The sequence below is a fragment of the Caballeronia sp. SL1002 genome, assembly GCF_057814995.1.
Window position 1 is genome coordinate 202643 of the sequence record NZ_JBYMUW010000001.1, and the last position, 24536, is coordinate 227178.

Here is a 24536-nt window from a genome sequence, read left to right on the forward strand (position 1 = left end):
CGAAACCCAAGTCGTCCCTGGGATATATGTGGTCATGACGAGGCCTTCTGCGCCGGGTCTCTCATGGCTCGAGCCAGGCCATGGTTGCCACGCGATTCCAGACCAAGGATGGCGCCCTCGCGGTCCTGCGGCTGATGGTGCTGGTTCAGCTTGCGCTTGCCTTCCAGGCGGCTCAGCCGAACCTCGATTCCAACAATGTGCCGCAGCTGCTCAGCCAGGTAGTCCGGCGGCGCATCGCCCATTTTCCAGGGCTCTGGTTGGTCGGCCTCATGCTTGCGCGTCAGGCGCGCCACGACACCCCGGATGAACTTCTCGTCGTCGCGGACATGGATACTGCCGTGAGCGTGCACGACCTCATAGTTCCATGTCGGCACACGTCGGTGCGTCTCCTGTTTGCCGGGATACCAACTTGGCGAGATGTAGCCCTGCACGCCGCGGAAGACAACGAGAACCTGCTCGCCATCGCCGACCTCCTGCCAAACCGGGTTCGCCCGTGCCACGTGAGCGGTCAGAATGTTTGCGCCGCCTGCGTCGGCGTCGAGCAGGAATGGCAAATGGTTGGCTTCAAGACCTGTTGCAGTTTTCGTCACCAACATACCCAGCGCGTTCTCGCGCACGATGCGGTGAAGTTCTGCGATATGGGATTCGGCAAATTGCTGAGGCAGATACATGGGCGTTCGAATGTAGGTGTGGCCGGAAGTCCGGCGAAGCGTTAACTTTGCATCGAAGCCGGATAGGTGAAAATAGCCAGTTATGAATTAAATCTACAGACCAGTTTCTATGCCAAAAGACGTCGAACGCCGCTCAGGATTGAGCCGGAGGCTCTATGAGGAAATCCGCGCGCGCATTGCGGATGGCACCTACGCTACTGGCGAGCACCTGCCGTCGACACGGGCCCTGGCTGCGGAGCGTGGCCTGTCCCGCGCCACCGTTTCGCTAGTGTATGAACAATTGGCCGCCGACGGCTTCATTGAGAGCCGTGCTGGTGCAGCCAGTCGCGTTGCGGCGGGGGCCTGTCAGGCAAGCGCCGGCGGCGGTGCCAAGCAAGCGCGGGCGAAGCGGACCGCGCCCGATCGCCTTGCCGGGTCGCTCTCTACCATTGGCCAGCACATCGCCTCGCTCAAACTGGGCGATCCTAGCCCGACGGCGCTAGGAGAAATTGATTTCGTCTACGGGCCGCTGTCCGGCAACGACTTCCCGACGCTTCCGTGGATAAAGGCGCTGCGTACCGTCGAACGTCAGCGCACCCGTCGCCTAGAGTACGATGACCCGCGCGGCAACATGGAGCTGCGCCGGGCACTGCAGGCGCACCTCAGCCAGTCGCGCGGCTTGGCTTGTTCGATCGAGCAGCTTTTGATTGTCAGCGGCTCGCAGCAAGCAATTGACCTCTGCGCTCGTCTGCTTGTCGACCCAGGTGGCAGCGTGGTCGTTGAAAACCCGGGCTACCGGATGGCACACCATGCGTTCGAGGCTTATGGAGCAAAGCTGCTTTGCGCCGACGTCGATTCGCATGGTTTGGTAACGGAAAGACTTTCCGAACTTGGGCCGGCACAGCTGGCCTACGTCACACCAACCCATCAGTTTCCACTTGGCTCCTTCTTGCCAATCACACGTCGTCGCCATCTGCTCGACTGGGCGGCAGAACGACAGGCGTGGGTCGTCGAGGACGACTACGACAGCGAATACCGCTACGCCGTGCGCCCAGAGGCAACGCTACAGTCACTCGACAGCCATGGCCGGGTGATTCACGTCGGTACCTTTTCAAAGACCTTGTCGCCGCAGATGCGGCTCGGCTACATGGTGCTGCCGCTGGCTCTGGTGGAGACTTTTGCTGATGCCAAGCGGGTGACCGACCGCCATGCAGCGACTGGCGTGCAACGAGCGTTAGCTCGGCTCCTGGAGGACGGCGGTTACGACCGACATGTGCGGCGTATCCGCCGTCTGCAGCAGGCAAGACAGCGCGCATTGGTCGAAGCTCTGGACCGACATCTCGGCGTAGAAGTCGAGGTGCAAGGGGTTGCTAGTGGACTGCATGTGGTGGTGTGGTTTCGGGCATTGCCGGCGACGGCGGAGCGCGCCCTGGTCGATGCGACGCGGCAGCGAGGCGTGCGTGTGCATCCAATTGGCCCCTTGTTCCATCCGAGCACGACGTGGCCCGCTGGACAGCGCTCAGCCGGCCTAGTGATGGGCTATGCGCTGCTGGAACAGGACGCTATCGAAGAGGGAATTCGCCGCTTGGCGGATGCGCTGCGGGAGGTCCGTCGATAGACGTTCCGGCGCATCCTGGGCGAGCTTCAAAGTCCATCGCCGCGCCACAGCTGCAAATGCTACGTCTGCTTCCCAACTAAAATCGGCCGTCCGGCCTAGCGATACGAGAGAAGGCAACCACTTCACTGCAGACATTGATTGATGGAGCTCGAGTGACAGCAATGGGTCGGGTTCGGCCGTCCGTTGACCAGCTCCCGGCCACTAGGGCTCCTTCATCGCTCGCGGTACGCGGACGTTCGGGCGAATGTTGTACGAATGCATGCGATCTTGGGTTGCCGTGCGGGGTTTATGGTAGGTGCGCTAAACCGCAGACGTCTAGGTTCGATTGCTGACAGGTATAAGCTGAATAGGGATAATTTTATTTGCCATCAACCGGTTCGTTCCGGGCATTCCGGCGCAATACATCGGCGGGCACGCCGAACGTCCGCAGGAATGCACGGCGCATGCGCTCTCGGTCTGCGAAGCCGGTTTCATTCGACACCACTTCAATCGGATGGCGTCCCTGTTCGATCATGAACCGCGCCGCTTCAAGCCGGAGTCGCTCCACGGCTTTGGCCGGCGGCAGACCGGTTTCGGCCACGAACGCGCGGCTGAACTGTCGGGGGCTGAGGTTCGCGACCGCCGCAAGCTCGTCGACGCTCAAGACGTTGCGCAAGTTCCGGCGGATATGCGCCAACACCAATTCGATGCGATCGGACTTCGGCGACATGTCAAGCAGCGCCGAATGTTGCTTCTGGCCGCCCAGCCGACGTTGATTCATGACTAGAAGCCTGGCGATCATCTTTGCGGCATCTGGACCAAGATCGTGGTCGATCAACGCCAAAACGAGATCGATACCTGCGGTCATTCCTGCCGAGGTCCACACCGGGCCATCGTTGACGAAAATACGGTCTTCGTCGGTCGTGATGTGCGGAAAGCGGGCTCTGAATTCGGCCGCGTGAGCCCAGTGCATGGTCGCGCGTCGGCCATCCAGCAGACCAGCCTCGGCGAGAACGAACGCGCCGCTGCAGATGGAGGCCGTTCGTCTCGATGCGCCGGCGGCCTGTTGCACGAACGCAATCAGGCTCGGGTCAAATGGAGGCATTTTCAGTTCGGTGAGGGAGCCGACGATGATCGTGTCGAAGGATGGATCGCCGAACTTTTCGGTTTCAAGGGTCATGCCGGCCGACGAACGGACCGGACCGCCGCGCTCGGAAAGCAGATGAATGTCATAGCACGAGCCCGTCGGCGGCAAGTTCGCCAGTTCGAACGCTGTCAGGGCGGCGAGACTCATCAACTGAAACCTTTCCGGCACGATGAAACCGATGCGATGCATACGTGGCTCCTGCAGTCTGAGATTCGCGGGTTGCGGACGCGGCGTCCATTGCGCACGACGCACGCCCGAACAACCATTCGACGCGTCCCGCGGCGAACGTCCTGAATGGTGGCAATAACGACATACATGCTATCGGCCCGGCGCGGTAACGTACAAGCGCTTTGTTCCGTCACCGCATGTCGAGCAGAGGGTTCCGTTATGTCGAAGGTCATTCGTGCTGCAGCCGTTCAGATTGCGCCCGTTCTTTACAGCCGGGAAGGCACGGTCGACAAGGTCGTTCGAAAGATTTCCGATCTCGGCCGAGAGGGCGTTCAGTTCGCGACGTTCCCGGAAACCGTCGTTCCCTATTACCCATACTTTTCGTTTGTCGAAGCGCCGTATGCCATGGGCGCCGAGCATTACAAACTGCTCGACCAGTCGGTCATGGTGCCGTCCATTACGACTACAGCGATCGGCGACGCGGCGCGCCAGGCGCGCATGGTCGTGTCGATCGGCGTGAACGAACGCGACGGCGGATCGCTCTACAACACCCAGCTTTTGTTCGACGCCGATGGCAAGCTGGTGCAGCGTCGGCGCAAGCTGTCGCCGACGTATCACGAGCGCATGGTGTGGGGCATGGGAGACGGTTCTGGCCTGCGCGCCATCGATACAGCCGTGGGCCGCGTCGGCCAGCTTGCGTGCTGGGAACACTACAACCCGCTTGCGCGCTACGCGCTGATGGCCGACGGAGAAGAAATCCATTCGGCGATGTATCCGGGTTCGTTCGCGGGCGACATCTTCTCCGAACAGATTTCCGTCAATATCCGCCAGCATGCGCTGGAAGCCGGTGCTTTCGTCGTGAACGCGACTGCGTGGCTGACTCCCGAACAGCAGCAACGGATTCTGCAGGATACCAATACGACCGACCTGGGTCCGATCTCCAGCGGCTGTTTTACGGCGATCGTTTCGCCGGAGGGCGAGTTCATGGGCGGGCCACCATTGCGAGAAGGCGAGGGCGAGATTATCGCGGACCTCGACTTCTGGAAGATCGACAAACGCAAGCGCATGATGGATTCGCGCGGCCATTACAGCCGTCCCGACGTGCTCGCGCTCGTAATCGACCGCACGCCGAGAACGCATGTCTTGGAGCGACTGCTGCCCAGTAAGGCCGACGATGCAGCCAAAGACCTCGAAGTGTTCGCTAGGCCGCGTATCGGCGCTCACGTACCCATCCTTGAACCAAACGCTCCTCTATCGTGACGTTCCCGGCTCTGTTCATGGCTTATCTCGCGGCAGTCGTTGCTGCGGCTGCACTCGTCGCGCGGAGATGGCTCGATCGTCGCGAAACGATCGCCACGCTCGGCTTTCTGGCGGTCTGGCTGGCTTTCGCCGGATGGCTGGGCTTCGCGGGGATCGTCGGGCAGCCCGTCGATCAATTTCCGCCGGGGATCGCGCGGCTCACCGTTCCGGTCATGGTTGCGATGCTCGCGGTCGTGCTGACCCGAGGCGGAGCCGAACTCGCTCGCAAAATTCCGCTTAGCGTCCTCATCGGATTTCAGGTTTACCGTGTCGTCGTGGAACTGGCTTTGCATCGTCTTTCGAGTCTCGGCTTTGCGCCGAGAATGATGACTCTCGAGGGCGGCAACATAGAAATTCTCGTGGCGATAACTGCGCCCATCGCGGCTTGGCTCGTTTCACGCGGTGCATCCGGTCGCCGAATCGCCTGGCTCTGGAACGTGACTGGAACGCTCTCGCTTGCGAACATCGTTGCGCGCGCGGTGTTGACGGCGCCGGGACCGTTTCGACTCATCGATGCAGAACCGCCCGATACCGCGATCCTGATGTTTCCGTTCACATTCATCCCGGGCTTCATGGCGCCTGTCGCACTGGCGCTCCATATCCTGGCATTCCGGGCGTTTCTGCCTTCGACTTTTCACTCATCACGCAGGAGTAGAGAGAATGGACTTCCATGAAGTGATGCTCGAACGTAACGCTAGCTTCGCCAGTACCGGGTTCTCGCCCGAACTCAAGATGATGCCGTCGACAGGAACGATCGTAGTCGGCTGCGTCGATCCTCGCGTCGACCCGGCAAACGTGCTGGGTTTGAAGCTCGGAGAAGCGGCGGTGATCCGTAACGTCGGTGGCCGCGTCAGCCACGCGTTGATAGAAACGCTGGCGGTATTAAGCGTCGTTAGCGCAGCGGCCGGACGTCCCGGCGGTCCTCGCAATCTTGTTCTGCTTCAGCATACCGATTGCGGCATCATCGGATGCCATCGACATGCGCCTGCGCTGCTCGCCACCTACCTAGGCGTCGAATCGGCCGCGCTGGAAGGGATGTCGATCGACGACCCTTACGAGGCTGTCGCCCTCGATATCGCCGCGCTTAAGGCGAACCGCGATCTGCCCGACGGGCTGATTGTGTCGGGTCTCGTCTACGACGTGAAAAACGGCCGGATTCAGACCGTCATGCCTCCGACGCCTTTGCGAGCACAGCCCGATTGACAGCCACTGCTGAACTTGGCTCGCACGCTGCCGCTTGAGCAGTTCCGCTGAATCTTCCCGTTATGGAGCATGATGAACCAAGACCTTTATCTGATCACAGGCGCCACCGGCGACACGGGCAGCGCCGCCATCGCCGATTTGCGCTCGAAGGGTGCCCGCGTGCGCGCCCTGGTCCATCGCGACGACGCGCGAGCTTCGGCGCTGCGGGCCAAAGACGTCGAGGTCGTCGTTGGTGATCTGCTGGACAGCCATGCTGTGCAAGCCGCGCTGCAAGGCGTCACCGGCGCGTATTTCGTGTATCCGGTCGTGCAGGCGCAACTCGTCGACGCGACCGCTTATTTTGCGCATGCCGCAAAGCTTGCGGGCATTCGGTCGATAGTCAACATGTCGCAGATTTCCGCAAAGGCCGACGCCCGGAGCCAGGCGGCGCTGGCCCATTGGTATGGCGAGCGCGTGTTCGATTGGGCGGGAATTCCCGTAACGCATCTGCGTCCGACGTTCTTCATGGAATGGCTGACGTACGGTTTCCAGTTGCCGCTGATCGCGAATCACGATCTGCTCCGCGTGCCCGCCGCAAACGGCCGGCACGCGCCGATCGCCGCCGCCGATCAAGGTCGCGTAATCGCCAGCGTCCTGCTCGATCCCGCGCCTCATGCGGGCAAGACCTACGCGTTGTTCGGCGCCGAAGAAATGAATCACGAGGAACTCGCGCAAGCGGTGGGCAATGCGCTCGGTCGGCCGATCCGATACGAAGACGAGAGCTTCGCATCGTTCGAAGCCCGTCTCGCGCAGCTCGGGTTGTCGGCGCATTTCATCCAGCACATTACGGCGGTGTACCGCGCGTATCAGGCGGGCGAGTTCGCCGGCACGAACGACGTCGTAGAAAAGATTACCGGACAAAAACCGATGCAGGTACGCGATTATGTGATCGCAAACCGCCGACTCTTCCGGCCAGCGGTCTCCGGGTAAGGCTTCCAATTACCAAAGCCTCGCTCAATCGATCGCACTAACAACAGATACAGTTGAAACCGGTCACTGCGACCTTAGGAAAACGAATGACGCGTCAGGGTCGAGTACGGAGGATCGGGTCGGGGCCGCATCCGTTATGCGGCGCCTGTATCGACATCTTCGGGATCCGCCATCAACGGTCAGTCGACGTTACGGGAGACATCGTCGACAATCTTCGAGGCCTCGCGCGGTTGCGCGAGGTCGCGAACGCGCTTCCACAATCGGCCAACCCTTCCTCGGAAGTTGCCACGCCACTACCGCTCGTCGATGGGCCAAACCGCCGGGGTGAGAATCGGCTTTATTACGACCTAGCCACCCGTCACCATGACATCCCGTCGGCCGCGAGGAAGAGCGCCATGCGCGCGAGATCGCCGGGCTCCATTTCCTCGTCGATGCACTGGCGGCGTCGTATCTCTTTGCGGCCTTCGTCGGTGAGCCACAGGTTGCGCTGCTTCTCTGTCAGCACCCAACCCGGCACGAGCGTGTTCACGCGGATCCCATACGATGCCGCCTGCTCATTGCGAAACCGGGAACTGGCTGCTCTTGAGCATCCAGCAATACGAGCCCAGATTAATGATCGAGCCGGCGCGTGCGGCCTTCATATCGTCGACCACGGCATGCGCTGCGAACAAGTGATGCCGAACGTTCACTGCAACTACTGCATCGAACGACTCGGGCGTAACGTCGGCGAGCGCGTGGCGGCGATCGTTCGCCGCGTTGTTCGCGCGACGAAGTGCTCGACGAACGAAGCGCCAATGCCACTCGCGCCGCCCGTAATGAGCACGACCCGGTCTTCGAGGCTGGGATAGCTCGCGTAGCGTGCTTGTCCCGAAGATTTTTCGTTGGAAGTAGCCGTTCACATCCCGTATTGATTAATCGCTGCGACGGCGAAACCGACAGTGCGCCATGGACGTTTTCTTGTGGGCTAAGCAGGTCCGGCTTCGTGGCGCCCTCGCGTCTGACGCCCAAATAACGCATTGTCAACGAGAAGGTGGCGATCCGAAAAGACGTGCTCGTCGTCATGCGTTTTCAATACAACGCCGCCGAGGGCGTTTGGGGTAATGGCAAAGCGTTCGTCGGGCGTTACGTTCGTGTCGTGTCGGCTTCGCTTTCGTCCTGTGCGAGCAGCTGGCTGTCGGGTAGCCGGAAGGGCACCAGATTGTCCGAATTGTTCGCTTCCACCAGCCGGATCATCTGCAGCATGAAGACATCGCGCTCCTCGGGCGACAGGTGCTCGATGGTGCGATCGTGCGCGCGCCGCACGGCGTCCGCCATCTTCCTGACCAGCCGCTTGCCTGCGGGAGTGAGCCTGACGAGCCGCAGCCGCTTGTCATGTGCCGCCTGCGTGCGACTGACCAGCCCGCGCGCATTGAGTCGTGGAATGACTTCCGCGACGCTGGAACGCTCGAGTCCCACTTCGACGGCCAGTGAGTTCTGATCCATTTCGCCGAGCGATTCCAGCGCGGTAAGCAAACTGTATTGCACCGGAGTAATGCCAAATTCGCTTGTTTCCTGCGCGAACAGGAACGTATGGATCTGATGCATGCGGCGGATCAGAAAGCCCGGTCGCGCGTACAGCGGCGAGTGCGCCTGCCGCTCGGCAAGCTCTGCACGAATCGTTTGAATATCGATGTGATCGGTGATCGTAGTCCGCATGTAAGCCACTCTGAGTAAGGACGCTTTGACGTGCATTCTAGGCCGAAAACGCAAAGCTCAGCAAATGCGTGGTACGCCGATGAATCACCATGAGAATGCATCGCGCATAAGTGTGGTGCGCGCACGCTGCGGCGCTGTCGGAGTTGGTGCGAGACAATTTTAAAAAAACCGTGGTACGGCACGCATAAAAGGTTTTCAACACCAGCTAACGTGATGATTGCAAAAGGAAACCGTCCATCTTAAAGTGACGCCGAAAAACCGGCATACAACTTGCGGTACACCACGCATCTTTCCACTCGGCCAAATGCACAGTCCATGTCACAAGTTCTTCTCAAAGGGGGGCGCGTCATCGACCCGGCCCAAAAGATCGACGCTACGCTCGACATTCTGGTGGACAATGGTGTCATCGCCGCAACCGGTGCCGACGCCGCGAGTCAGGCGCGGCAGGCGGAAATTATCGATTGCAGCGGCAAGCTGGTGCTGCCCGGTCTCATCGACACGCATGGCCACGTCTATCAGTACGTCACGGGCCGCTTTGGCCTGAATGCGGATCAGTGCGGCGTGCAATCGGGCGTAACGACGATCGTCGATCAGGGCGGTCCCAGCTGCATCACGATTCCAGGCTTCCGTCATTACGTGGCGGAACGTTCGGCCACGCGCGTGCTTGCGTTCATCTCCGCCTATCTCGTCGGCGGACTTGAAGGCCACTATTATCCGGACCTGTATCGCCCCGACTGCCTCGACGCCGAGGCGACCATCAAGTCCGTCGAGGCGAATCCCGATCTCGTGAAGGGCATCAAGGCGCATGCGGAAATCGGTGGCTTCGCACGCTGGGGCCTCGACGTGATGAAGATCGCCTCGCAGATCGGCCGTGGCGCGCAACTGCCCTTGTACATCCACTTCGGCCAGCTGTGGCCGAAGCCTCAGAGCGGGGGACTGCCGGTGCAGCCGGACTGCATCTTCAATCAGGTGGTCGAGACGCTCAAGCCCGGCGACATCCTCGCGCATCCGTTCAGCCGCCATCCGGGCGGCTTCGTCGAAGAGAACGGGCAACTGCATCCGCTCGTGCATGAAGCGGTCGCGCGCGGCTTGAAGATCGACGTGGGCCACGGTTCGCACTTCAGCTTCAAGACGGCGCGCATTGTGCTCGATGCGGGCGTCGTGCCCGACACCCTTGGCGCGGACATGCACGGCTACAACACGCACGTTCCCGCGCCCGCCGGCACACCCGACAGCCATCCCGACGAGGAGCATTCGTTCCTCGGCCGCACGCAGTTCAGCCTTGTCAGCGCAATGAGCAGCATGCTCGCCGTCGGCCTGCCGCTGGATCACGTCGTCGCGATGGCGACCTGCAATGCCGCGAAGATGATCGGCATGGAGCACGAGATCGGTGCGCTGCAGGTGGGCCGCGGCGCGGACATCAGCGTGCTCGACGATCGCCGGGGGCGCTGGGTGCTGGAGGACAACGAAGGCACGCAGGTCATCACCGACCGCATGCTGTCGCCGCTGTTTTGCCTGCGCGACGGCGTGCGCCACGACGCGGTCTCGCCGAGCCTGCCGCTCGCACGCGCCGCCTGAGAACACGAGGTTCACGAGATGATCAAACGTCCACACAAGCAGGGCGGCGGCGATCGCCCGCAAGGCATCGGCGCATCGCTCACGCGCAAGGAAGACGAGCGCTTCATGCATGGGCGCGGCGAGTACGTGCCCAATATCCGCATGGTCGGCATGGTCGATGTAGCGTTCGTGCGCAGCCCGATCGCCCATGGTCATATTGTCGGCATTGAGAAGCCGGAGGGGTTGCAACACGCGATCTACACGCTTGCCGACATGGAGGGCGTGAGGCCCATCGTCGCGAATTCGGGTTTGCCGGGCTTCAAGTGTTCCGAGCAGCCGGTGCTCGCGAGCGGCAAGGTGCGCCAGGTTGGCGAGACCATCGCAATGTGCGTGGCTGCAACACGCGCGCAGGCCGAAGACATCGCGGCGCAGGTTTTCGTCGATTTCGAGGAACTGCCCGCAGTAGTCGACATGCTCGCCGCGCGGCACGAGAAATCCACGCTCGTGCACGAACACTGGGGCGACAACGTCTTCCTCGAAACTTTCGTCGATGCGAATCCCGACGTCGATCTCGAAGCGATCCGGCGCGATGCTCCCATACGCGTGCATCGCAAGCTGCGCACGGCGAGGCAGAGCATGGCGCCGATGGAAGGGCGCGGCGTGGTCGCGCACTGGGACCGGCGGCTGTCGCAACTGATCCTGCACACGTCGGCCCAGATGCCGCACATCACGCGAACGGGGCTCGCGGAGTGTCTCGGCCTGGACGAGGGGCAAGTCCGCGTGATCGCGCCCGATGTGGGTGGAGGCTTCGGCTACAAAGGTATTTTGTTGCCTGAGGAAGTGTGCTGCGGCTGGCTCGCGATGCGGCTGGAAAAGCCCGTTCGGTGGATCGAGGATCGCCGCGAACAGCTCACGGCGAATGCGAACTGCCGCGAGCATGACTACGACATTACCGGCTACGCGGGGCGGGACGGCCGTTTGCTTGCAGTCGAATGCGAGGCGCACGTGGATTCGGGCGCGTATTCTTCGTATCCGTTCTCGGCGTGCCTCGAAGCGGCACAGGTCGGCAGCATCTTGCCGGGGCCGTACAAGATGGAGCGCTTTCAATGCCGCACGTGGTCGGTCGCGACCAACAAGCCACCGATCCTGCCGTATCGCGGCGTGGCGCGCACGGGCGTGTGTTACGCGATGGAAACCGTCATGGATGCGATTGCGCTCGAAACTGGCATCGAGCCCTACGAGGTGCGTCTGCGCAATCTGGTGGGGCCGCACGAAATGCCCTACGACAACATCACAAAGAAGCATTTCGACAGCGGCGACTATCCCGAGGCGGTGCGCCGCGCGATGGCTGCGATTGACCTGCCCGCGGTGCGCGGGAGGCAGCGGCGCGGCGAGCCGGACGGCAGGCGCATCGGCTTCGGCATGTCGGTGTTCTGCGAGCAGGGCGCGCACGGCACGTCGGTGTATCACGGGTGGGGCATTCCAATGGTGCCCGGCCACGAACCGGCGGTGATTCGCCTCACGCCCGATGGCGTGCTCGAAGTGCGCGCGGGTGTGCATTCGCACGGGCAGAGCATGGAGACGACGCTCGCGCAGATCGCGCACGAGGTCCTCGGCATCGATACCGACCGCGTGCGCATCGTGCTGGGTGACACCGGTGTCACGCCATATTCGACCGGCACGTGGGGCTCGCGCTCGATCGTGATGGCGGGTGGCGCGGTGGGCCGCGCATCGAAGGAACTAAGAGAACGGCTGATGAAGATCGGCGCGCATTTGCTCGGCGAAGACTTGAGCATCGTGCGCTGGGAAAACGGCGCGGTCGTCGGCACTCATGCGTCGCGCAGCCTGCGCGAGATCGCGCGGACCTGGTATCTCGCGCCGCAACTGCTGCCGTCCGACGTCGATCCGCGCGGACTCGAGGTCTCGACGTGCTATCAGGCAAAGCGCGATTCGGGCACCTTCAGTTACGCGTGCCACGCGGTGGTCGTCGCGGTCGATCCGGCGCTCGGTCAAACAGAGATTCTCGATTACGTGATCGTCGAAGACGGCGGCGTGCTGATCAATCCGATGGTCGTCGATGGGCAGGTCTATGGCGGCGCGGCGCAGGGGATCGGCACGGCGCTCTACGAGGCGATGCCGTACAGCGACGACGGCCAGCCGCTCGCCTCGACGCTCGCCGACTACCTTTTGCCCGGCGCGACCGAAGTGCCCGCCATTCGCATCGAACATATGGAAACGCCCGCACCGTACACGGAGTTCGGGCAAAAGGGCATCGGCGAGAGCGGGGCCATCGGTGCGCCCGCCGCGCTCGCAAACGCCGTCAACGATGCCCTGCGCGAACTCGGCGTGCGCATCGACCAGCTGCCGATCACGCCGCGCCTGATCGTCGAAGCGCTCGCAAAGGAGCGTGAACGACAGGCCCACGCGACAAAAGGAATGCCCGCATGAAAGCCGCGATCTACGATTATGCAAAGCCGCTCGCCTGCGACGAGGCGATCGCGCTCATCGGCGGCACCGACGGTATGGGCAAGTTCGTGTCCGGCAGTCAGTCGCTCGGACCGATGATGAACCTGCGCCTCGCGCAGCCGGAGATGCTCGTCGATCTGCGCGGCATCGCGGCGCTGCGCGCGTGCGGCGTCGAAGGCGAGATCGTCACGCTCGGCGCGTCCATCAAGCATGCTGAGATTGAGGACGGCAAGGTCGAGACCGGAACACGCGGACTCATGGAATATGTGGCGCGTGGCATCGCGTACCGCGCGGTGCGCAATCGTGGAACGCTGGGCGGCAGTCTCGCCCACGCCGATCCCGCCGCCGACTGGATCAACACAATGTGCGCGCTCGATGCGAGTTTTCTCGTCGCGGGACCGGGCGGCGTGCGCGTGATCGCCGGCGGCGACTGGATGGCCGGCGCGTTCACGACCACACTCGAAGCCGACGAGATCCTGACTGGCGTGCGCTTCGCCCGTCTCTCGGCGACAGCGCGCTGGAGCTACTACAAGTTCAACCGCAAGCCGGGCGAATTCGCGGAGGCCATTGCGGCGTTTATCGACGACGCGGCGAATGGCGTGTGCCGTGCCGTGATCGGCGCGATCGACGGACCGCCCTTCGTGATCGACGGTGCGCGCGGCCTGCTGAGCGACGCCGATCCTCATACGTCGTGCTTCAACGCGCATCTCGAAGCCGCGGGCATCGAAGCGGGAAGCTACGAGCATGAAGTGCATCGTGTCGCGCTGGTGCGCGCGGCGGCAGGCATTCGCAACCAGGATGGACAAGCATCATGAGCGACGCTTTCATCAGGACGATCGAACTCGTCGTCAACCAGGCGCAGGTCGCGGACCGAGTCGAACCACGCACGAGCCTTGCCGACTTTTTACGCGAGCAACGCATGCTGTGCGGCACGAACATCGGTTGCGAGCAGGGCGTATGCGGCGCATGCACGATCGAAGTGGACGGCGCGCCGACCCGTTCGTGCATCACGCCCGCGATCAGTTGCGCGGGGAGCGCGGTGCGGACCATCGAAGGCTTCGACGACGACGCCACCATGAACGAACTGCGTGCGGCCTTCAGCGCTGAACATGCGCTGCAATGCGGCTACTGCACGCCGGGCATGCTGATGACCGCGCGCGACATCGTCACGCGCCTGCCCGATGCCGACGATGCGCGCGTACGGCTAGAACTCTCCGGCAACCTGTGCCGTTGCACGGGCTACGTGGGTATCGTCCGCGCGATCCGGCGCGTGATCGATGCGCGTCGCGCCCGCGCGGCGGTTCCGCTCGCGGTCGTCGCAGTCACCGCCTGAAACTCTCAACCGGATTCGTACGCAATGGAAATCGAACAAAGCTTTACCGTCCCCTATCCACGCGATACCGTATGGGCGCGCTTTCACGATACGTCCGGGATCGTCGCGTGCCTGCCGGGCGCGTCACTCACGGCGCCGGTCGAGAACGGCAAGCTGAAGCTTGCGATGACCGTGAAGCTGGGGCCGATCGTCGCGTCGTTTGCGGGCGACGGCGCGATGAAGCTCGACGATGACCAGTATCGCGGCGGGATCACCGGAACTGGCGTGGACCGCAAGAGTTCGTCGCGAGTGAAAGGTGTGGCGTCGTTCGCGCTTGAAACCACGGCGGCGAGCGAAACGCGTGTCGATGTAAAAGTGGACTACACAATTGGCGGCAGCCTCGCGCAATTCTCGCGCGGCGGCATCGTTAAGGAACTGGCGACGCGCATGACCGAAGCGTTCGCAGAAAATCTCAAGGCGAAGCTCGATGATCCGGGCGCGGCATCGGAAAGCGCACAGGCGCTGGCGGAAGCGACGCCCCTTGTGCAGGAGGTCGAAGCGCCTGCCGCGCCGGTTGCGCCCGCTCCGCAAACGCGCGTCGAATCGCGTCCGGCTGCGCACGCGCGAGCGACGAATGTGGCAAATGCGCCGCTCGATGTAGGAAATCTCTTCTGGAAGATGCTGTGGTCGCGCTTGCGCGGACTGTTCAGCTTCGCGGCCCATTGACCATGCGTGCCGACGACGCCAGCGCACGCGCCCTGATCCGCGTTCACGCGGTTCGTCCACAATGGCGCGCGGTCGTGGCGGCGCGCGACGCGGTCCGTTTGCGGGACTTCACGCTGCTGCATGCGGGGCCGCCGTTCGAGAATCCGCGCGTTCCTTCCGCGCCGGTATTTTCGTCGGCGATCCTGTGCTGTCTGTACGAAGGCTGGGCGAAGGACGAAGCGCACGCCGAACGGCTGATCGCGCAAGGCGACGTGCGGCTCGAATGTGCGCAATCCTACGGTGTGGTGACGCCGCTCGCGGCAGTGATCTCGCCGCGCACGATGCTCGTCGAGGTGAGCGATGCGAACGATCTCGACGCGCGTGCGTGGTCGTTGCTGGGCAGCGGCGCGGGACCACAGATTCGCTTCGGCAACCGCGACCCTAGAATCATTGATCGCATGAAGTGGCGCGACGAAGTGCTCGCGCCCGGGCTCGATGCAGCACTCGCTCGCGGCCCGCTCGATTTGATCGCCCTGGCGCGAATCGGCCTTGACGACGGCGACGACCTGCACGCACGAACCACGAGCGCCACCGCCGCACTGCGCGCGCTGCTCGCTTTGCGTCTGGACGGGGCATCCGCCGAGATCGACGCGATGTTTGCAGAGACGCCGCTTTTCTTCCTCACGCTGTGGATGGCCGCGTGCGCGCTGATGCTCTCCGCGGCGGCGCGTTCGGGCGATGCTTCGTCGACGCTTGTGGTGGCGCTGGCGGGCAATGGCGAGCGCGTCGGTATTCGGCTTGGCCGTGCGCCTTCGCGCTGGATTACCGCCGATGCGCGCGCGCCGCAAGGACCGCGCATCGACCCTCAGCAACAGGCGAACGCTGCGCCGCTGACTGGCGACAGCGGCGTCATCGATGCGGCGGGTTTCGGCGCGCAGGCGTTCGCACCGGAACTCACGCAGGTTTTCGACGGTTTTCTTTCTGCCGGCTGGCGGGAGGAGCAAGAGCGGATTCGCACGGAGCCGCATCCCGCGTTCGGGCTACTGCGCGGCGTGCTCGATGCCGCTCGCGTCGCGCGAGAGGGCATCGCGCCGCTCGCCGCCATCGCGATGATCGGCGGCGACGGACGCGCTGGCCTCCTCGGACGCGGTCTGTATGCCGCCCCGCCCGAACTCTTCGCGCTCGCCCTGAAGAACCTTTCGGACGACGCTACCGATCATGTGAGCCGGATGGATGCGCCATGACGCGAAACGACCTGCGTCGATGCATCGGCGGAAACGGTCGATCACGCGCGTGCACGTGCGCAGCAGATGCTGGCGTCGCAGGTCTCGAAGGCTTGCCGCAAGTGAGCGTGCCTTGGGGGCATCGACGGCGCGCCCGTCGGTGTCTGCGTGATCGGCGCGCGCGGTGCACGAAGTCTTGCGCTAAGCGTCCGTGCGGACACGGCCCGCGGCCGGACGAGCAAGCGTCTTTCCGATCAAAGCCTACTTAAAGGAATGTCATGACGAAGCATCTGACCGAAGCGCAGATTGCGCACTTCAAGCAGCACGGCTATGTGTATCCGATGCGCGCGATCGGCGTGCAGGAGGCGGCGGAGTATCGCCGCGTCATCGAACGGTACGAGGCGTCCTCCGGCGAGGACGTCAACAAGACGCTGAAGATTAAGGGACACCTGGCCTTGCCGGCGATCGTGGGGCTGGGGCGTCATCCGGTCATTCTCGATGCGGTCGAGGATCTCATCGGGCCGGACATCATGTTGTTCGGCGCGTCGATCTTCGCCAAGAACGGCCGCGATCCGCGCTACGTATCGTGGCATCAGGATTCGACGTATTTCGGGCTGACGCCGCACGAGGAAGTGACCGTGTGGGTCGCGCTCACGCCAGCGAATTCGGTCAACGGCGTGCTTCGCGTGTTACCCGGATCGCATTGCGGACCGGACCTGAAGCACGTCGAGACTTACGCGAAGGACAACATGCTCGCGAAGGGACAGACGCTTGTCGGCATCGACGAAAATCTTGCGGTCGAAATGCCGCTTCAGCCGGGCGAATTCTCGATGCATCACGAACGCACCGCGCATAGCTCGTTGCCGAATCGTTCGGATGACCGGCGCGTCGGTTTCGCGTTTTTCTATGTGCCGGCGCATGTGCGATCCGCCACGGGACGCCGTCGCGCGACGCTCGTGCGGGGCGTCGATCGTTTCGGTCATTGGGATGCCGACACCTTGCCTGAATACGACTGCGATCCGCGTTCGATGAGGGAATTGGCGCAAACCTGGGGTAGATACAAGGACGGCGAAGTGAAACAGGCCGCGGACATGGCTGCGCCGCAGTGAACGCGCTCACGCTCCTCGCGGGGCAAGTGAACCGCGACAGGCGTGAATATCAGGCGCGTTCGGAGAACGCGCTCCAGTCGCCGGCCGCTTGATGAGGCGAGTGAAAGCGCGCGAGAAACTGTCGCGCGCGGGGCGTTTTCGGTGCACCGAAGAACTGCTCGGGCGGCGCGCTTTCGATTACTTGCCCCGCGTCCATGAACACGACGCGGCTCGCCACTTGCCGCGCGAACTCCATCTCATGTGTGACGACCACCATCGTCGCGCCTTCCTGCGCGAGCGACCGCATCACGTTCAGCACTTCGCCGACGAGCATCGGGTCGAGCGCGCTGGTAGGTTCGTCAAGGAGGAGGATGTCGGGTTTCATCGCCAGCGCCCGCGCGATCCCCACGCGTTGCCTCTGCCCGCCCGACAGCCGCGACGGAAAAGCGTCCATCTTGCCCTCGAGACCGACGCGTTCCAGCAGGCGCTCGGCTTCCGCGCGCACTTCGTCGCGCGGGCGACCGAGCACGTGCAACGGCGCTTCCATCACGTTCTGCAGCACCGTCAAATGCGGCCACAACGCAAAATGCTGAAACACCATGCCAATACGCGCGCGCGAGCGCGCCAGTTCCGCATCGTTCATCTTGATCGACGAGCCTTCGCGCATGCCCATGCGCCGTCCGGACACGTGAATCGTGCCGGCGTCGGGAGTCTCCAGCCAGTTCACGCAGCGCAGCAGCGTGGATTTGCCACAACCCGACGGTCCCAACAGGCACACGGTCTCGCCCTTGTGCACGATGAGCGAGACATCGCGCAGGACGTGGTTGTCGCCGAATGACTTCGAAACGCCGTTAAGTTGCAGGACCGTTTGTGCCGCCGGGCTCGCCGCGCTGGTCGCGAGGGTGGCCGACGCCTTGACCGCGCCCATGGTGGTGAGCGGGGCGTCGTTCGAAATGTTCATGCTCTGCGTTCCTCGGCAAATCTCGCCAGTAATCCGCTGCTGCCTTCGATCACGAGGCAGATGGCCCAGTACAGCAGCACGGCCGTGATGAACGCGGCGAACGGGATGAAATAGGTAGCCTGAATGCCGTTCATCTGATGCGTTAGTTCGCCGACCGCGATCACCGTGAGGAACGCACTGTCCTTCACGATCTGCACAAGTTGATTGCCGATCATCGGCAACGCGACCGTGAAAACCTGAGGCATGATGATGCGGCGAACCAGGACGAAGCCGTGAAAGCCATAGGCGCGCGCGGCTTCGATCATCGGCGCGGGCAGGTCGGCCCACGCACCGCGCAGCAGTTCGGCCATGTAGGCGGTGTTGTAGAGGATCAGCGCGATGGCGCCCGCCCACCAGTTCGACAGGCGAATGCCGGCGCTCGGCAAGCCGAAATAGATCAAATAGACGAACAGCAGGAAGGGCGCGCAGCGCATTGCATCGACATAGAGCAAGGCGAGCCGGGCGATGGCCGGGTGCTTCGACATCAGCGCGGGCGCGAGCAGTGCGCCGAGCACGAGCGACGCGATTGCGGCGACCGCGAGCAGCCCGAGCGTGTCGAGCAGGCCCGAGAGCACGTCTGCGCGCTGCTGCCAGACGATCAGAAAATGGTCCGTCATGCACGCGCCTCCACAGGCTGACGACGCTCGATCACGCGCTGTGCCCGGATCAGCACGAACACGATCAGTCCGTACAACACCAGCGCGAAAACGAAGGGCGGCAGCGGATCATAGGTGCGTGCCCCTACACGCAGGGCCGCACGCGTGATCTCGACGATGCCGATGACCGCGACCGCGGGCGTCGATTTGATTTGCAAGGTCATCTCGTTGACGAGACCCGGAAGACTCGCACGCCAGATCTGCGGCAGCACGATGCGCCGGAAACGCAGGTTTCGCGGCATCGCGAAGGCGAGGGCGGCGTCGTACTGATCTCGTGGAAAGTTGATGAGCGCGGCGCGCCAGATTTCACAGTTGAACGCCGCAGTGCTGATAGTGAGGGCGAGGATCGCGGCGGGCGTCGGGTCCAGCGAGATGCCAAACTGCGGCAACGCGAAGAAGATCAGCAACGTGAGCGTCACGGCAGGGCAGGAGCGAATGAGACTGACGTACGCGAGCGCGATGCGGTTGAGATACGGCACGCGCGCCCATCGGATCAGCGCGAGGCCCAGTCCCAGCGGTACGCCGAGCACGATGCTTGCGACCGAGAGAAGCACGGTCGCCAGCGCGCCCTGCGCGATGCTCCAGTAGTCGAAGGCGTTCATCGAAGCGGGATCGTGTAGGAGTATGGATCAGTTGACTGACTGCGGCATTTCCTTGTAGCTGGCGCCGAGCCACTTCTGCTGAAGCTGGTACATCTCGCCGTTCTTGCGCAATTCGAGCAGCGCGGTATCGACCATCTTCAGCACGTCGGCATTGCCCTTCTTCACGGCCCACGCGATGTAGGTCGGCTTGCCGATCGCCTGGCCGACGACGAACATGTCCGGGCGCGTCTTCACGAGCGAGTTGAGGCTGATCTCTGTGTTGGCGACGGCATCGACGCGGCCGAGTCCGAGATCCTGATAAGCCTCCGGATATGACTGATATTCGACAATCTGCTTTAGACCGCTGCCACCGTGCTTCTTCTTAAGTTCCTCGTTGAAGAGCTTGAGGTCGGCCAGCATGGCGCTACCCGTTTCCGCCCCCACGACCTTGTCGACGAGATCGTCCGGGCTCTTGATCGGCGAGCCTTTCTTGGTCCCGTACATGGTGACGGCCTCGCACGTCGGCGATGCGAAATCGAAATTCTTCTTGCGCTCCTCGGTGACGAGCACCGCGCTCAACGCCATATCGTACTTGCCCGTTGTCACGCCGGGCAGAATGCCGGACCAGGGCATCACCTGTTGCCTGACATCGACGGGGAGCTTCTTGCGCATCAGCGCGAGCAATTCGTTGTCGTACCCGGTGCTCTTGCCGTTCTCGACGAATTCGAACGGGTTGTAGTCGTCCTCGGTCGCCACGCTCAGATAGCCGCGTGCCTTGACTTCCTCCGCGGTCGCCGCATGAGCCGCGTGGCTCAAGCCGAAGGTCGCGACGAGCATGAGCGCGCACGAGCGAAGGAGCGTGACGGCGGTGTGCTGTTTCGACTGATTTGGATCGCGATGGGTGAGACGGAGTGACATGAAAGGCCCCTTTGGTGGTTGAGATCGCGTGCACTGCGTTTCATACGTGCACGGTCACTGGTTGGCGATCGTCAAGTCGACAATTCGTTTGGGTACTGACGAAATCATCTTCGGAATATGCAAGTGGTATGCCAACGATCTATCGAGGCGCGATTTCCTGAGAAGCGGCCTCTAATGCGGCGCACACGTCGTCGCGTCGAAATGTGTGGTGCACCACGGATGCCGGAGCGGCTTCGTCGTCGTGCACGAACGCACCGAAATGTGACATATGGCTGTTGGGATGGATGGCTTGTTGGTCGACGCGAAATTCGCGGGCCATTTTTGGTTCGAAACTAAGTTCGGCGAACGACGCGACGGATGCCGACAAATTGCGCGGGGCACATCGACGATTTGTAGGGAAAATAAACGCAACGTTCGGCATATGGAGGCTTTACCGAATGCCGGCATCGTCGGGGACACGGAAACGGACACGCAGCCCGCATGGCGCGCCACGGCGCTCAGTCAACGCCCGGGGTTTCTAGTACGCCGGCTGCATCGGATCCATGTCGCGTTCTTCATGGAAGAGTGCGCGGCAGAAGGGATTACGCCGTTGAAGTACAGCATTCTCACTGCGCTCGATCAGCTTGGGCCTTCGGAGCAGGTGGCGCTGTCGCGCGCGGTAGGACTCGATCGCGCCAATTTGGCGGAAGTCATTACACGTCTGGCGCAGCGGCGGTTCGTACAGAGCCGCGTGTCGCGCACGGACCGTCGCAAGAAAGTCGCTGAACGGACGAGCGTGGCTTTTCAACTGCTGCTAAGTCGCACGAAACTCGAATGTATCGTTCGATACCTTGGGCTCGAAACGACGCGCTTGTGGCGGAGCAAATCCGAAGTCTAGTACGCGCCGGGCCGGCTAGCGGTCGCTCGTCGGCCGCTTTCGGTCGCTCGCACTCCGTCGACGAACGGCTGCTAAGTAATGACGAACCGTTATTTGGATAAGGCGGCGTTTGGAGATTCGTCGGACGAGCCCGTGCCATCGCCGGTCGTGTGTGCAACGGCTGACCTATGGCTAGGTTTTACTTGCCTGTTTCGTGAACGCTTTGGGCACATCGCGCCGGAAGTGCGAAAGAAAAGTTCGTTTTGGCACGGAGCATGTGCAGCTTCTCAGAGCGGCCCTCGTGGCGGGTAACACTTCCATCAAGCGGACGCCTATGGGGCCATCGACGGAAAAAAAAGACTTCCATGAATGGCATCCATGAACGGCCGTTTTCGAGAAATCGGGTTGACCGCTCTCGGTCGACAATAGACCCGTCAATTGGCGTGCGCATCGTGCGCGAAAGGCGAATACCGAAGGACTGTAACCTGTCGTGCTATCTGCGTGTTCGGGACGTGGCTCTGTCGGTCGCTGACGACCCTCCTGGATCGCAGTGGAGCGCTTCCGCGCAAATTGCCCACAGACCACCAACGACGGGACTCTCCCAATTCAGTGCCAGATTATCTGTGAATAACTTAGCTACGTCCCGTTGCCTCACCACTACTTTCGGTACCGCGACATTGCTTTGAGCAAGCTTTAGCGCAAGTTGACCCGTCACGACTCGGTCCATCCATGTCGCGGTAGTACCGTTTCTGACGAGCCAGATCCGCGAGGTTTCGACAAGGTGCTCAATTCGCCACCGCCTAGTGAGCGAATAGGATGCTAGTGCCGCAACAACGAGATAACACAGCAAGTGAAGTCGCTTCTCTTTCGCGAGCGCGGAGGTCGGCTCAATCATTGGATTGCTCGAAGGGATCTGTTTCAGTCACATCAGAGCTACGCCTTCCTCCAGTCCAGGTGGAAATCGCAACCGCCAAAGCGCAACGGAGGTAGGGCCGTTTTTAAACCCTCTACCAATAAAGAATAGATCCATTGTATTCAAGTTTTACTAGAGCGCAAAAAATAAACAAAACAATCTTCAATTGAAGGCATTCGGAATTGCAACATTTAAAAACATGGTTGCATTTTTAAATGGAAGTCTTTGTTGCGAATGCTACCGCGGCCGTTCGCCACTCCTCGGTAGTTTTCATTGAAATCGCGGCACAGCGGACAATGCGGTATTTGCGTACAGGCGGGCCCCGCGCCGGCCTGCACGCAACGAAAGGATGTTCCCACGACGGGAAGGCACCGCGGTACTCGCTAGCTCTTCACTTGCATCCGAGCGCCTTAAACGCCGCCGTCGTTGTGTACGAGATCGTTGGCAAGAATGGCCCAACCACGGTGGATTCATCTCCCGGCGTCTTTGTATTTTGGATGGCATTTTGAAAGTCCGCACTTGGTAGCATGTTGCGCATTATGAGTAGGCCGCGTGGCCCGCGCCGTCGCCCACGTCAGACCAGGTGATGAAACCACGACCGCACGCCGCAGTCGCATTTGTCAGCTTATCCGATGCCCGACTTACGACGATGATGTAGTTTCCGTTTGCGTCTACGGGAACTTGTTCATCATAGAGGCAGGAGGTCGCCTTCTGCGTGTAAAACTCGTTGGTGCACATCGACCAGTAGCGGAGTTGACCTGACGTCATGGTTGGCCCGTTGTTGTAGGTCTTCGGCGCGGTCGGCATGTGTCCTTGCAGAACTACGACTGGGCCATAAGCGCGGCTGATGAGCGCTGAGACATAGGCGTTGTCAAGATTCGCAAAGAAACCGACCTGTCGCACTGGGTTGCCGGCACAGTTACCCAGAAACATGCACTGCAAACCATATTGGGTATTGTATTGAGCCATCCAGACGGCGGGGTTCACAGCGGGGAATCCTGAGGACACTCCTGTCTGATTCCGCAAAGCCGCATAGGTCGCCCCTGGCAAGAGCGGCGAGGCAGTGGCGGCCTGCGCCGGAGATAAGACGCCGCACGCCTGCGTCCCCGTCAAAGTGGTACCGTCTGCCTGCTGCACTTGCAAGTCGGGGAGTCCAACGCCCCCCGTTGCATCGGCCCCTTTGTCTGCAACGTACACGCGGTACCAGACTGTGATTGTCTGGCCGTAGTCACTGTTGCCGTAGAGCGTGTTCGGCGTCGCGGCGCCCTGTGCCGAAGTCGGAACGATCTCCAACGTGTAGTTCCGCTTTTCGGCGTAGCGGGAAGCCCCTGCTGCGAAGGGGTTCGTCGAGCCCGCGTCCGGTGCGATTTGGAAGTCGGTTAGCTTCGCGGCCGGCGAATTGTCGGTTCGATAGCTGTTGAATGAAAGATACCGCGAGTAGGCGTACTGGCCTTTCAAAAAAACACGTGCTCCTGCTGGAATCTGAAATTGCGCGGTCCAGTATGTTGCACCGGAATCCGGATACGCTTCATTGACTTCGGTCGGCGCGGTGCCAATGGGTCCTTGCCACAGGCAACTGGTCATGGCGTGCGAGACCCCGAAGCTGGCCGGCAAGGACTGAGAGGATGTCGCATTGCCTCCTCCGCAGCCGGACAGGACCACTACGCCAGACAACATGGACGTAATGAGGACAACTGATTTGAAAATCCCCGTGCCAAGTAGTGGCTTGTTCATAATCGATCCGTCTCCCGGTCTGATGTATTAGGCTTCTCTGACTTGTTGCTTGCTGCTAAAGCGGATGCCTCCCTCGATGTAGTCGAGGAGATACCGGTCGAGGCGGTCGACACTCGTTGTTTCGAGCGGCCAGTAGGCCTCCAGACCGATATCGACTACAACGTTAAGTGCGGTGTTGAACGCAAACAGGGCCTTGACGCCCGCAGCCTCTCGACCGTTCTCGGGAACGGCGTTATACACCAGGTTGTTCACGCGTTCGGCAACGCTGCGCCACTCGCGCGCAATAACTTCTTTCCCTCGTGCGCCCGAACCGCCAATCATTCGCGCGAGGAACTGAAGGCTTGCTAAACCGCTTGGGGTGCTGGCAATACGAACGATTGGCCTGACCATCGCCTCGACAACATCGCCCAGCGACAACTGTTCTCTTGTTTGAGATTCGGCGGCGTCAAGCAAGGCGCTCACACCGTCGAGGTACTGGTTCAGCGAAACGCTGATAGCCGCCTCGACGAGCCCCCACATGTCGCCGAAGTGATGGTAGACCGCATTTTGACTAGCTACGCCAGCCGCCTTGTTTAGTGTCCGAATCGACACGCCTTCAATACCATGCTGCGCGAAGAGCAGGATGGCCTCGTGCACAAGGCGAGCCTTGGGGCCGAGCTTCCCATTCGGTCGCGAATCATTCGTGGGTTCGGGGGGCGTATTCATTTCCGGATCGGTACGTTTGTACGGGTACGATCGTACCCACTCCTTTGGTCCGGTGCTTTAGGTACTTTCCCTCGACACCGTTTTCTCAAACCGG

Annotated in this window: 22 protein-coding genes and 1 pseudogene; 13 read left to right on the forward strand and 10 right to left on the reverse strand. The window is 61.8% G+C overall.

Going from position 1 to position 24536, the window contains the following annotated elements; all coding sequences use genetic code 11:
- Positions 1–32: 32 nt before the first annotated feature.
- Positions 33–671, reverse strand: coding sequence for an FMN-binding negative transcriptional regulator (locus tag AC3D25_RS01000; RefSeq protein ID WP_488886654.1), 639 nt, complete (start codon positions 669–671; stop codon positions 33–35).
- 109 nt (positions 672–780) lie between these two features.
- Between AC3D25_RS01000 and pdxR the strand changes: the two genes are divergently transcribed.
- A complete protein-coding gene (gene pdxR / locus AC3D25_RS01005) occupies positions 781–2268 on the forward strand; it encodes a MocR-like pyridoxine biosynthesis transcription factor PdxR (protein ID WP_488886655.1) in 1488 nt (495 codons plus the stop codon).
- Between the two features lie 358 nt (positions 2269–2626).
- Here the strand turns inward: pdxR and AC3D25_RS01010 are convergent, their stop codons facing one another.
- A complete protein-coding gene (locus tag AC3D25_RS01010; RefSeq protein WP_488886656.1) occupies positions 2627–3583 on the reverse strand; it encodes a GlxA family transcriptional regulator in 957 nt (318 codons plus the stop codon).
- A 198-nt stretch (positions 3584–3781) separates the two neighbouring features.
- Between AC3D25_RS01010 and AC3D25_RS01015 the strand changes: the two genes are divergently transcribed.
- The 4 genes from AC3D25_RS01015 (at position 3782) to AC3D25_RS01030 (ending at position 7033) form a co-directional block, all read left to right on the forward strand.
- Complete coding sequence (locus AC3D25_RS01015) at positions 3782–4822, forward strand: nitrilase-related carbon-nitrogen hydrolase (protein ID WP_488886657.1); 1041 nt, start codon at positions 3782–3784, stop codon at positions 4820–4822.
- Positions 4819–5535: a hypothetical protein gene (locus AC3D25_RS01020; protein ID WP_488886658.1), complete on the forward strand. Its 717-nt coding sequence runs from the start codon at positions 4819–4821 to the stop codon at positions 5533–5535. Before AC3D25_RS01015 ends, AC3D25_RS01020 begins: the two co-directional genes overlap by 4 nt.
- Positions 5522–6064, forward strand: coding sequence for a carbonic anhydrase (locus tag AC3D25_RS01025; protein WP_488886659.1), 543 nt, complete (start codon positions 5522–5524; stop codon positions 6062–6064). The genes AC3D25_RS01020 and AC3D25_RS01025 overlap by 14 nt, the downstream gene beginning before the upstream one ends.
- 69 nt (positions 6065–6133) lie before the next feature.
- A complete protein-coding gene (locus tag AC3D25_RS01030) occupies positions 6134–7033 on the forward strand; it encodes an NmrA family NAD(P)-binding protein (protein WP_488886660.1) in 900 nt (299 codons plus the stop codon).
- A gap of 358 nt (positions 7034–7391) precedes the next feature.
- Here the strand turns inward: AC3D25_RS01030 and AC3D25_RS01035 are convergent.
- Together AC3D25_RS01035 and AC3D25_RS01040 are read right to left on the reverse strand one after the other, a co-directional pair.
- Positions 7392–7856: pseudogene (locus AC3D25_RS01035) on the reverse strand (SDR family NAD(P)-dependent oxidoreductase).
- Between the two features lie 299 nt (positions 7857–8155).
- Complete coding sequence (locus AC3D25_RS01040) at positions 8156–8728, reverse strand: MarR family winged helix-turn-helix transcriptional regulator (RefSeq protein WP_488886982.1); 573 nt, start codon at positions 8726–8728, stop codon at positions 8156–8158.
- A gap of 315 nt (positions 8729–9043) precedes the next feature.
- On the opposite strand from AC3D25_RS01040, the gene AC3D25_RS01045 reads away from it, so the two are divergent.
- The 7 genes from AC3D25_RS01045 to AC3D25_RS01075 all read left to right on the forward strand — a co-directional run bounded on the left by AC3D25_RS01045 (position 9044) and on the right by AC3D25_RS01075 (position 17100).
- A complete protein-coding gene (locus tag AC3D25_RS01045; protein ID WP_488886661.1) occupies positions 9044–10306 on the forward strand; it encodes an amidohydrolase/deacetylase family metallohydrolase in 1263 nt (420 codons plus the stop codon).
- An 18-nt stretch (positions 10307–10324) separates the two neighbouring features.
- Positions 10325–12733, forward strand: coding sequence for a xanthine dehydrogenase family protein molybdopterin-binding subunit (locus AC3D25_RS01050; protein ID WP_488886662.1), 2409 nt, complete (start codon positions 10325–10327; stop codon positions 12731–12733).
- Positions 12730–13566 (forward strand): FAD binding domain-containing protein, encoded by an 837-nt coding sequence (locus AC3D25_RS01055; RefSeq protein WP_488886663.1) that lies wholly within the window; start codon positions 12730–12732, stop codon positions 13564–13566. Before AC3D25_RS01050 ends, AC3D25_RS01055 begins: the two co-directional genes overlap by 4 nt.
- The gene (locus AC3D25_RS01060) at positions 13563–14084 is read left to right on the forward strand and encodes a (2Fe-2S)-binding protein (RefSeq protein ID WP_488886664.1); all 522 of its coding nucleotides are present in this window, start codon (positions 13563–13565) and stop codon (positions 14082–14084) included. The genes AC3D25_RS01055 and AC3D25_RS01060 overlap by 4 nt, the downstream gene beginning before the upstream one ends.
- Positions 14085–14108: 24 nt before the next feature.
- Positions 14109–14789 (forward strand): SRPBCC family protein, encoded by a 681-nt coding sequence (locus AC3D25_RS01065; protein ID WP_488886665.1) that lies wholly within the window; start codon positions 14109–14111, stop codon positions 14787–14789.
- A gap of 2 nt (positions 14790–14791) precedes the next feature.
- On the forward strand, positions 14792–16012 hold the full coding sequence (locus AC3D25_RS01070; protein ID WP_488886666.1) for a YlbE family protein: 1221 nt from the start codon (positions 14792–14794) through the stop codon (positions 16010–16012).
- Between the two features lie 257 nt (positions 16013–16269).
- Positions 16270–17100, forward strand: a complete 831-nt coding sequence (locus AC3D25_RS01075; protein ID WP_488886667.1) for a phytanoyl-CoA dioxygenase family protein — start codon at positions 16270–16272, stop codon at positions 17098–17100.
- 49 nt (positions 17101–17149) lie between these two features.
- On the opposite strand, the gene AC3D25_RS01080 is transcribed toward AC3D25_RS01075, so the two are convergent.
- From AC3D25_RS01080 to AC3D25_RS01095, 4 genes are read right to left on the reverse strand one after another with little or no spacing between them, the layout of a single operon-like run.
- Entirely contained in the window at positions 17150–18040 is an 891-nt protein-coding gene (locus tag AC3D25_RS01080; protein ID WP_488886668.1) for an amino acid ABC transporter ATP-binding protein, read from the reverse strand.
- Positions 18037–18696 carry an amino acid ABC transporter permease gene (locus AC3D25_RS01085; RefSeq protein ID WP_488886669.1) on the reverse strand — a complete coding sequence of 220 codons (660 nt, stop codon included), beginning with the start codon at positions 18694–18696 and terminating at the stop codon, positions 18037–18039. Before AC3D25_RS01085 ends, AC3D25_RS01080 begins: the two co-directional genes overlap by 4 nt.
- Entirely contained in the window at positions 18693–19337 is a 645-nt protein-coding gene (locus AC3D25_RS01090; protein WP_488886670.1) for an amino acid ABC transporter permease, read from the reverse strand. Before AC3D25_RS01090 ends, AC3D25_RS01085 begins: the two co-directional genes overlap by 4 nt.
- A gap of 27 nt (positions 19338–19364) precedes the next feature.
- Complete coding sequence (locus AC3D25_RS01095; protein ID WP_488886671.1) at positions 19365–20234, reverse strand: transporter substrate-binding domain-containing protein; 870 nt, start codon at positions 20232–20234, stop codon at positions 19365–19367.
- Positions 20235–20514: 280 nt separating this feature from the next.
- Between AC3D25_RS01095 and AC3D25_RS01100 the strand changes: the two genes are divergently transcribed.
- Complete coding sequence (locus tag AC3D25_RS01100) at positions 20515–21111, forward strand: MarR family winged helix-turn-helix transcriptional regulator (protein ID WP_488886672.1); 597 nt, start codon at positions 20515–20517, stop codon at positions 21109–21111.
- Between the two features lie 1429 nt (positions 21112–22540).
- Here AC3D25_RS01100 and AC3D25_RS01105 read toward each other — a convergent pair.
- Both AC3D25_RS01105 and AC3D25_RS01110 read right to left on the reverse strand, forming a co-directional pair.
- Positions 22541–23737, reverse strand: coding sequence for a hypothetical protein (locus AC3D25_RS01105; protein WP_488886673.1), 1197 nt, complete (start codon positions 23735–23737; stop codon positions 22541–22543).
- 27 nt (positions 23738–23764) lie between these two features.
- Positions 23765–24442: a TetR/AcrR family transcriptional regulator gene (locus tag AC3D25_RS01110; protein ID WP_488886674.1), complete on the reverse strand. Its 678-nt coding sequence runs from the start codon at positions 24440–24442 to the stop codon at positions 23765–23767.
- Positions 24443–24536 lie beyond the last annotated feature (94 nt).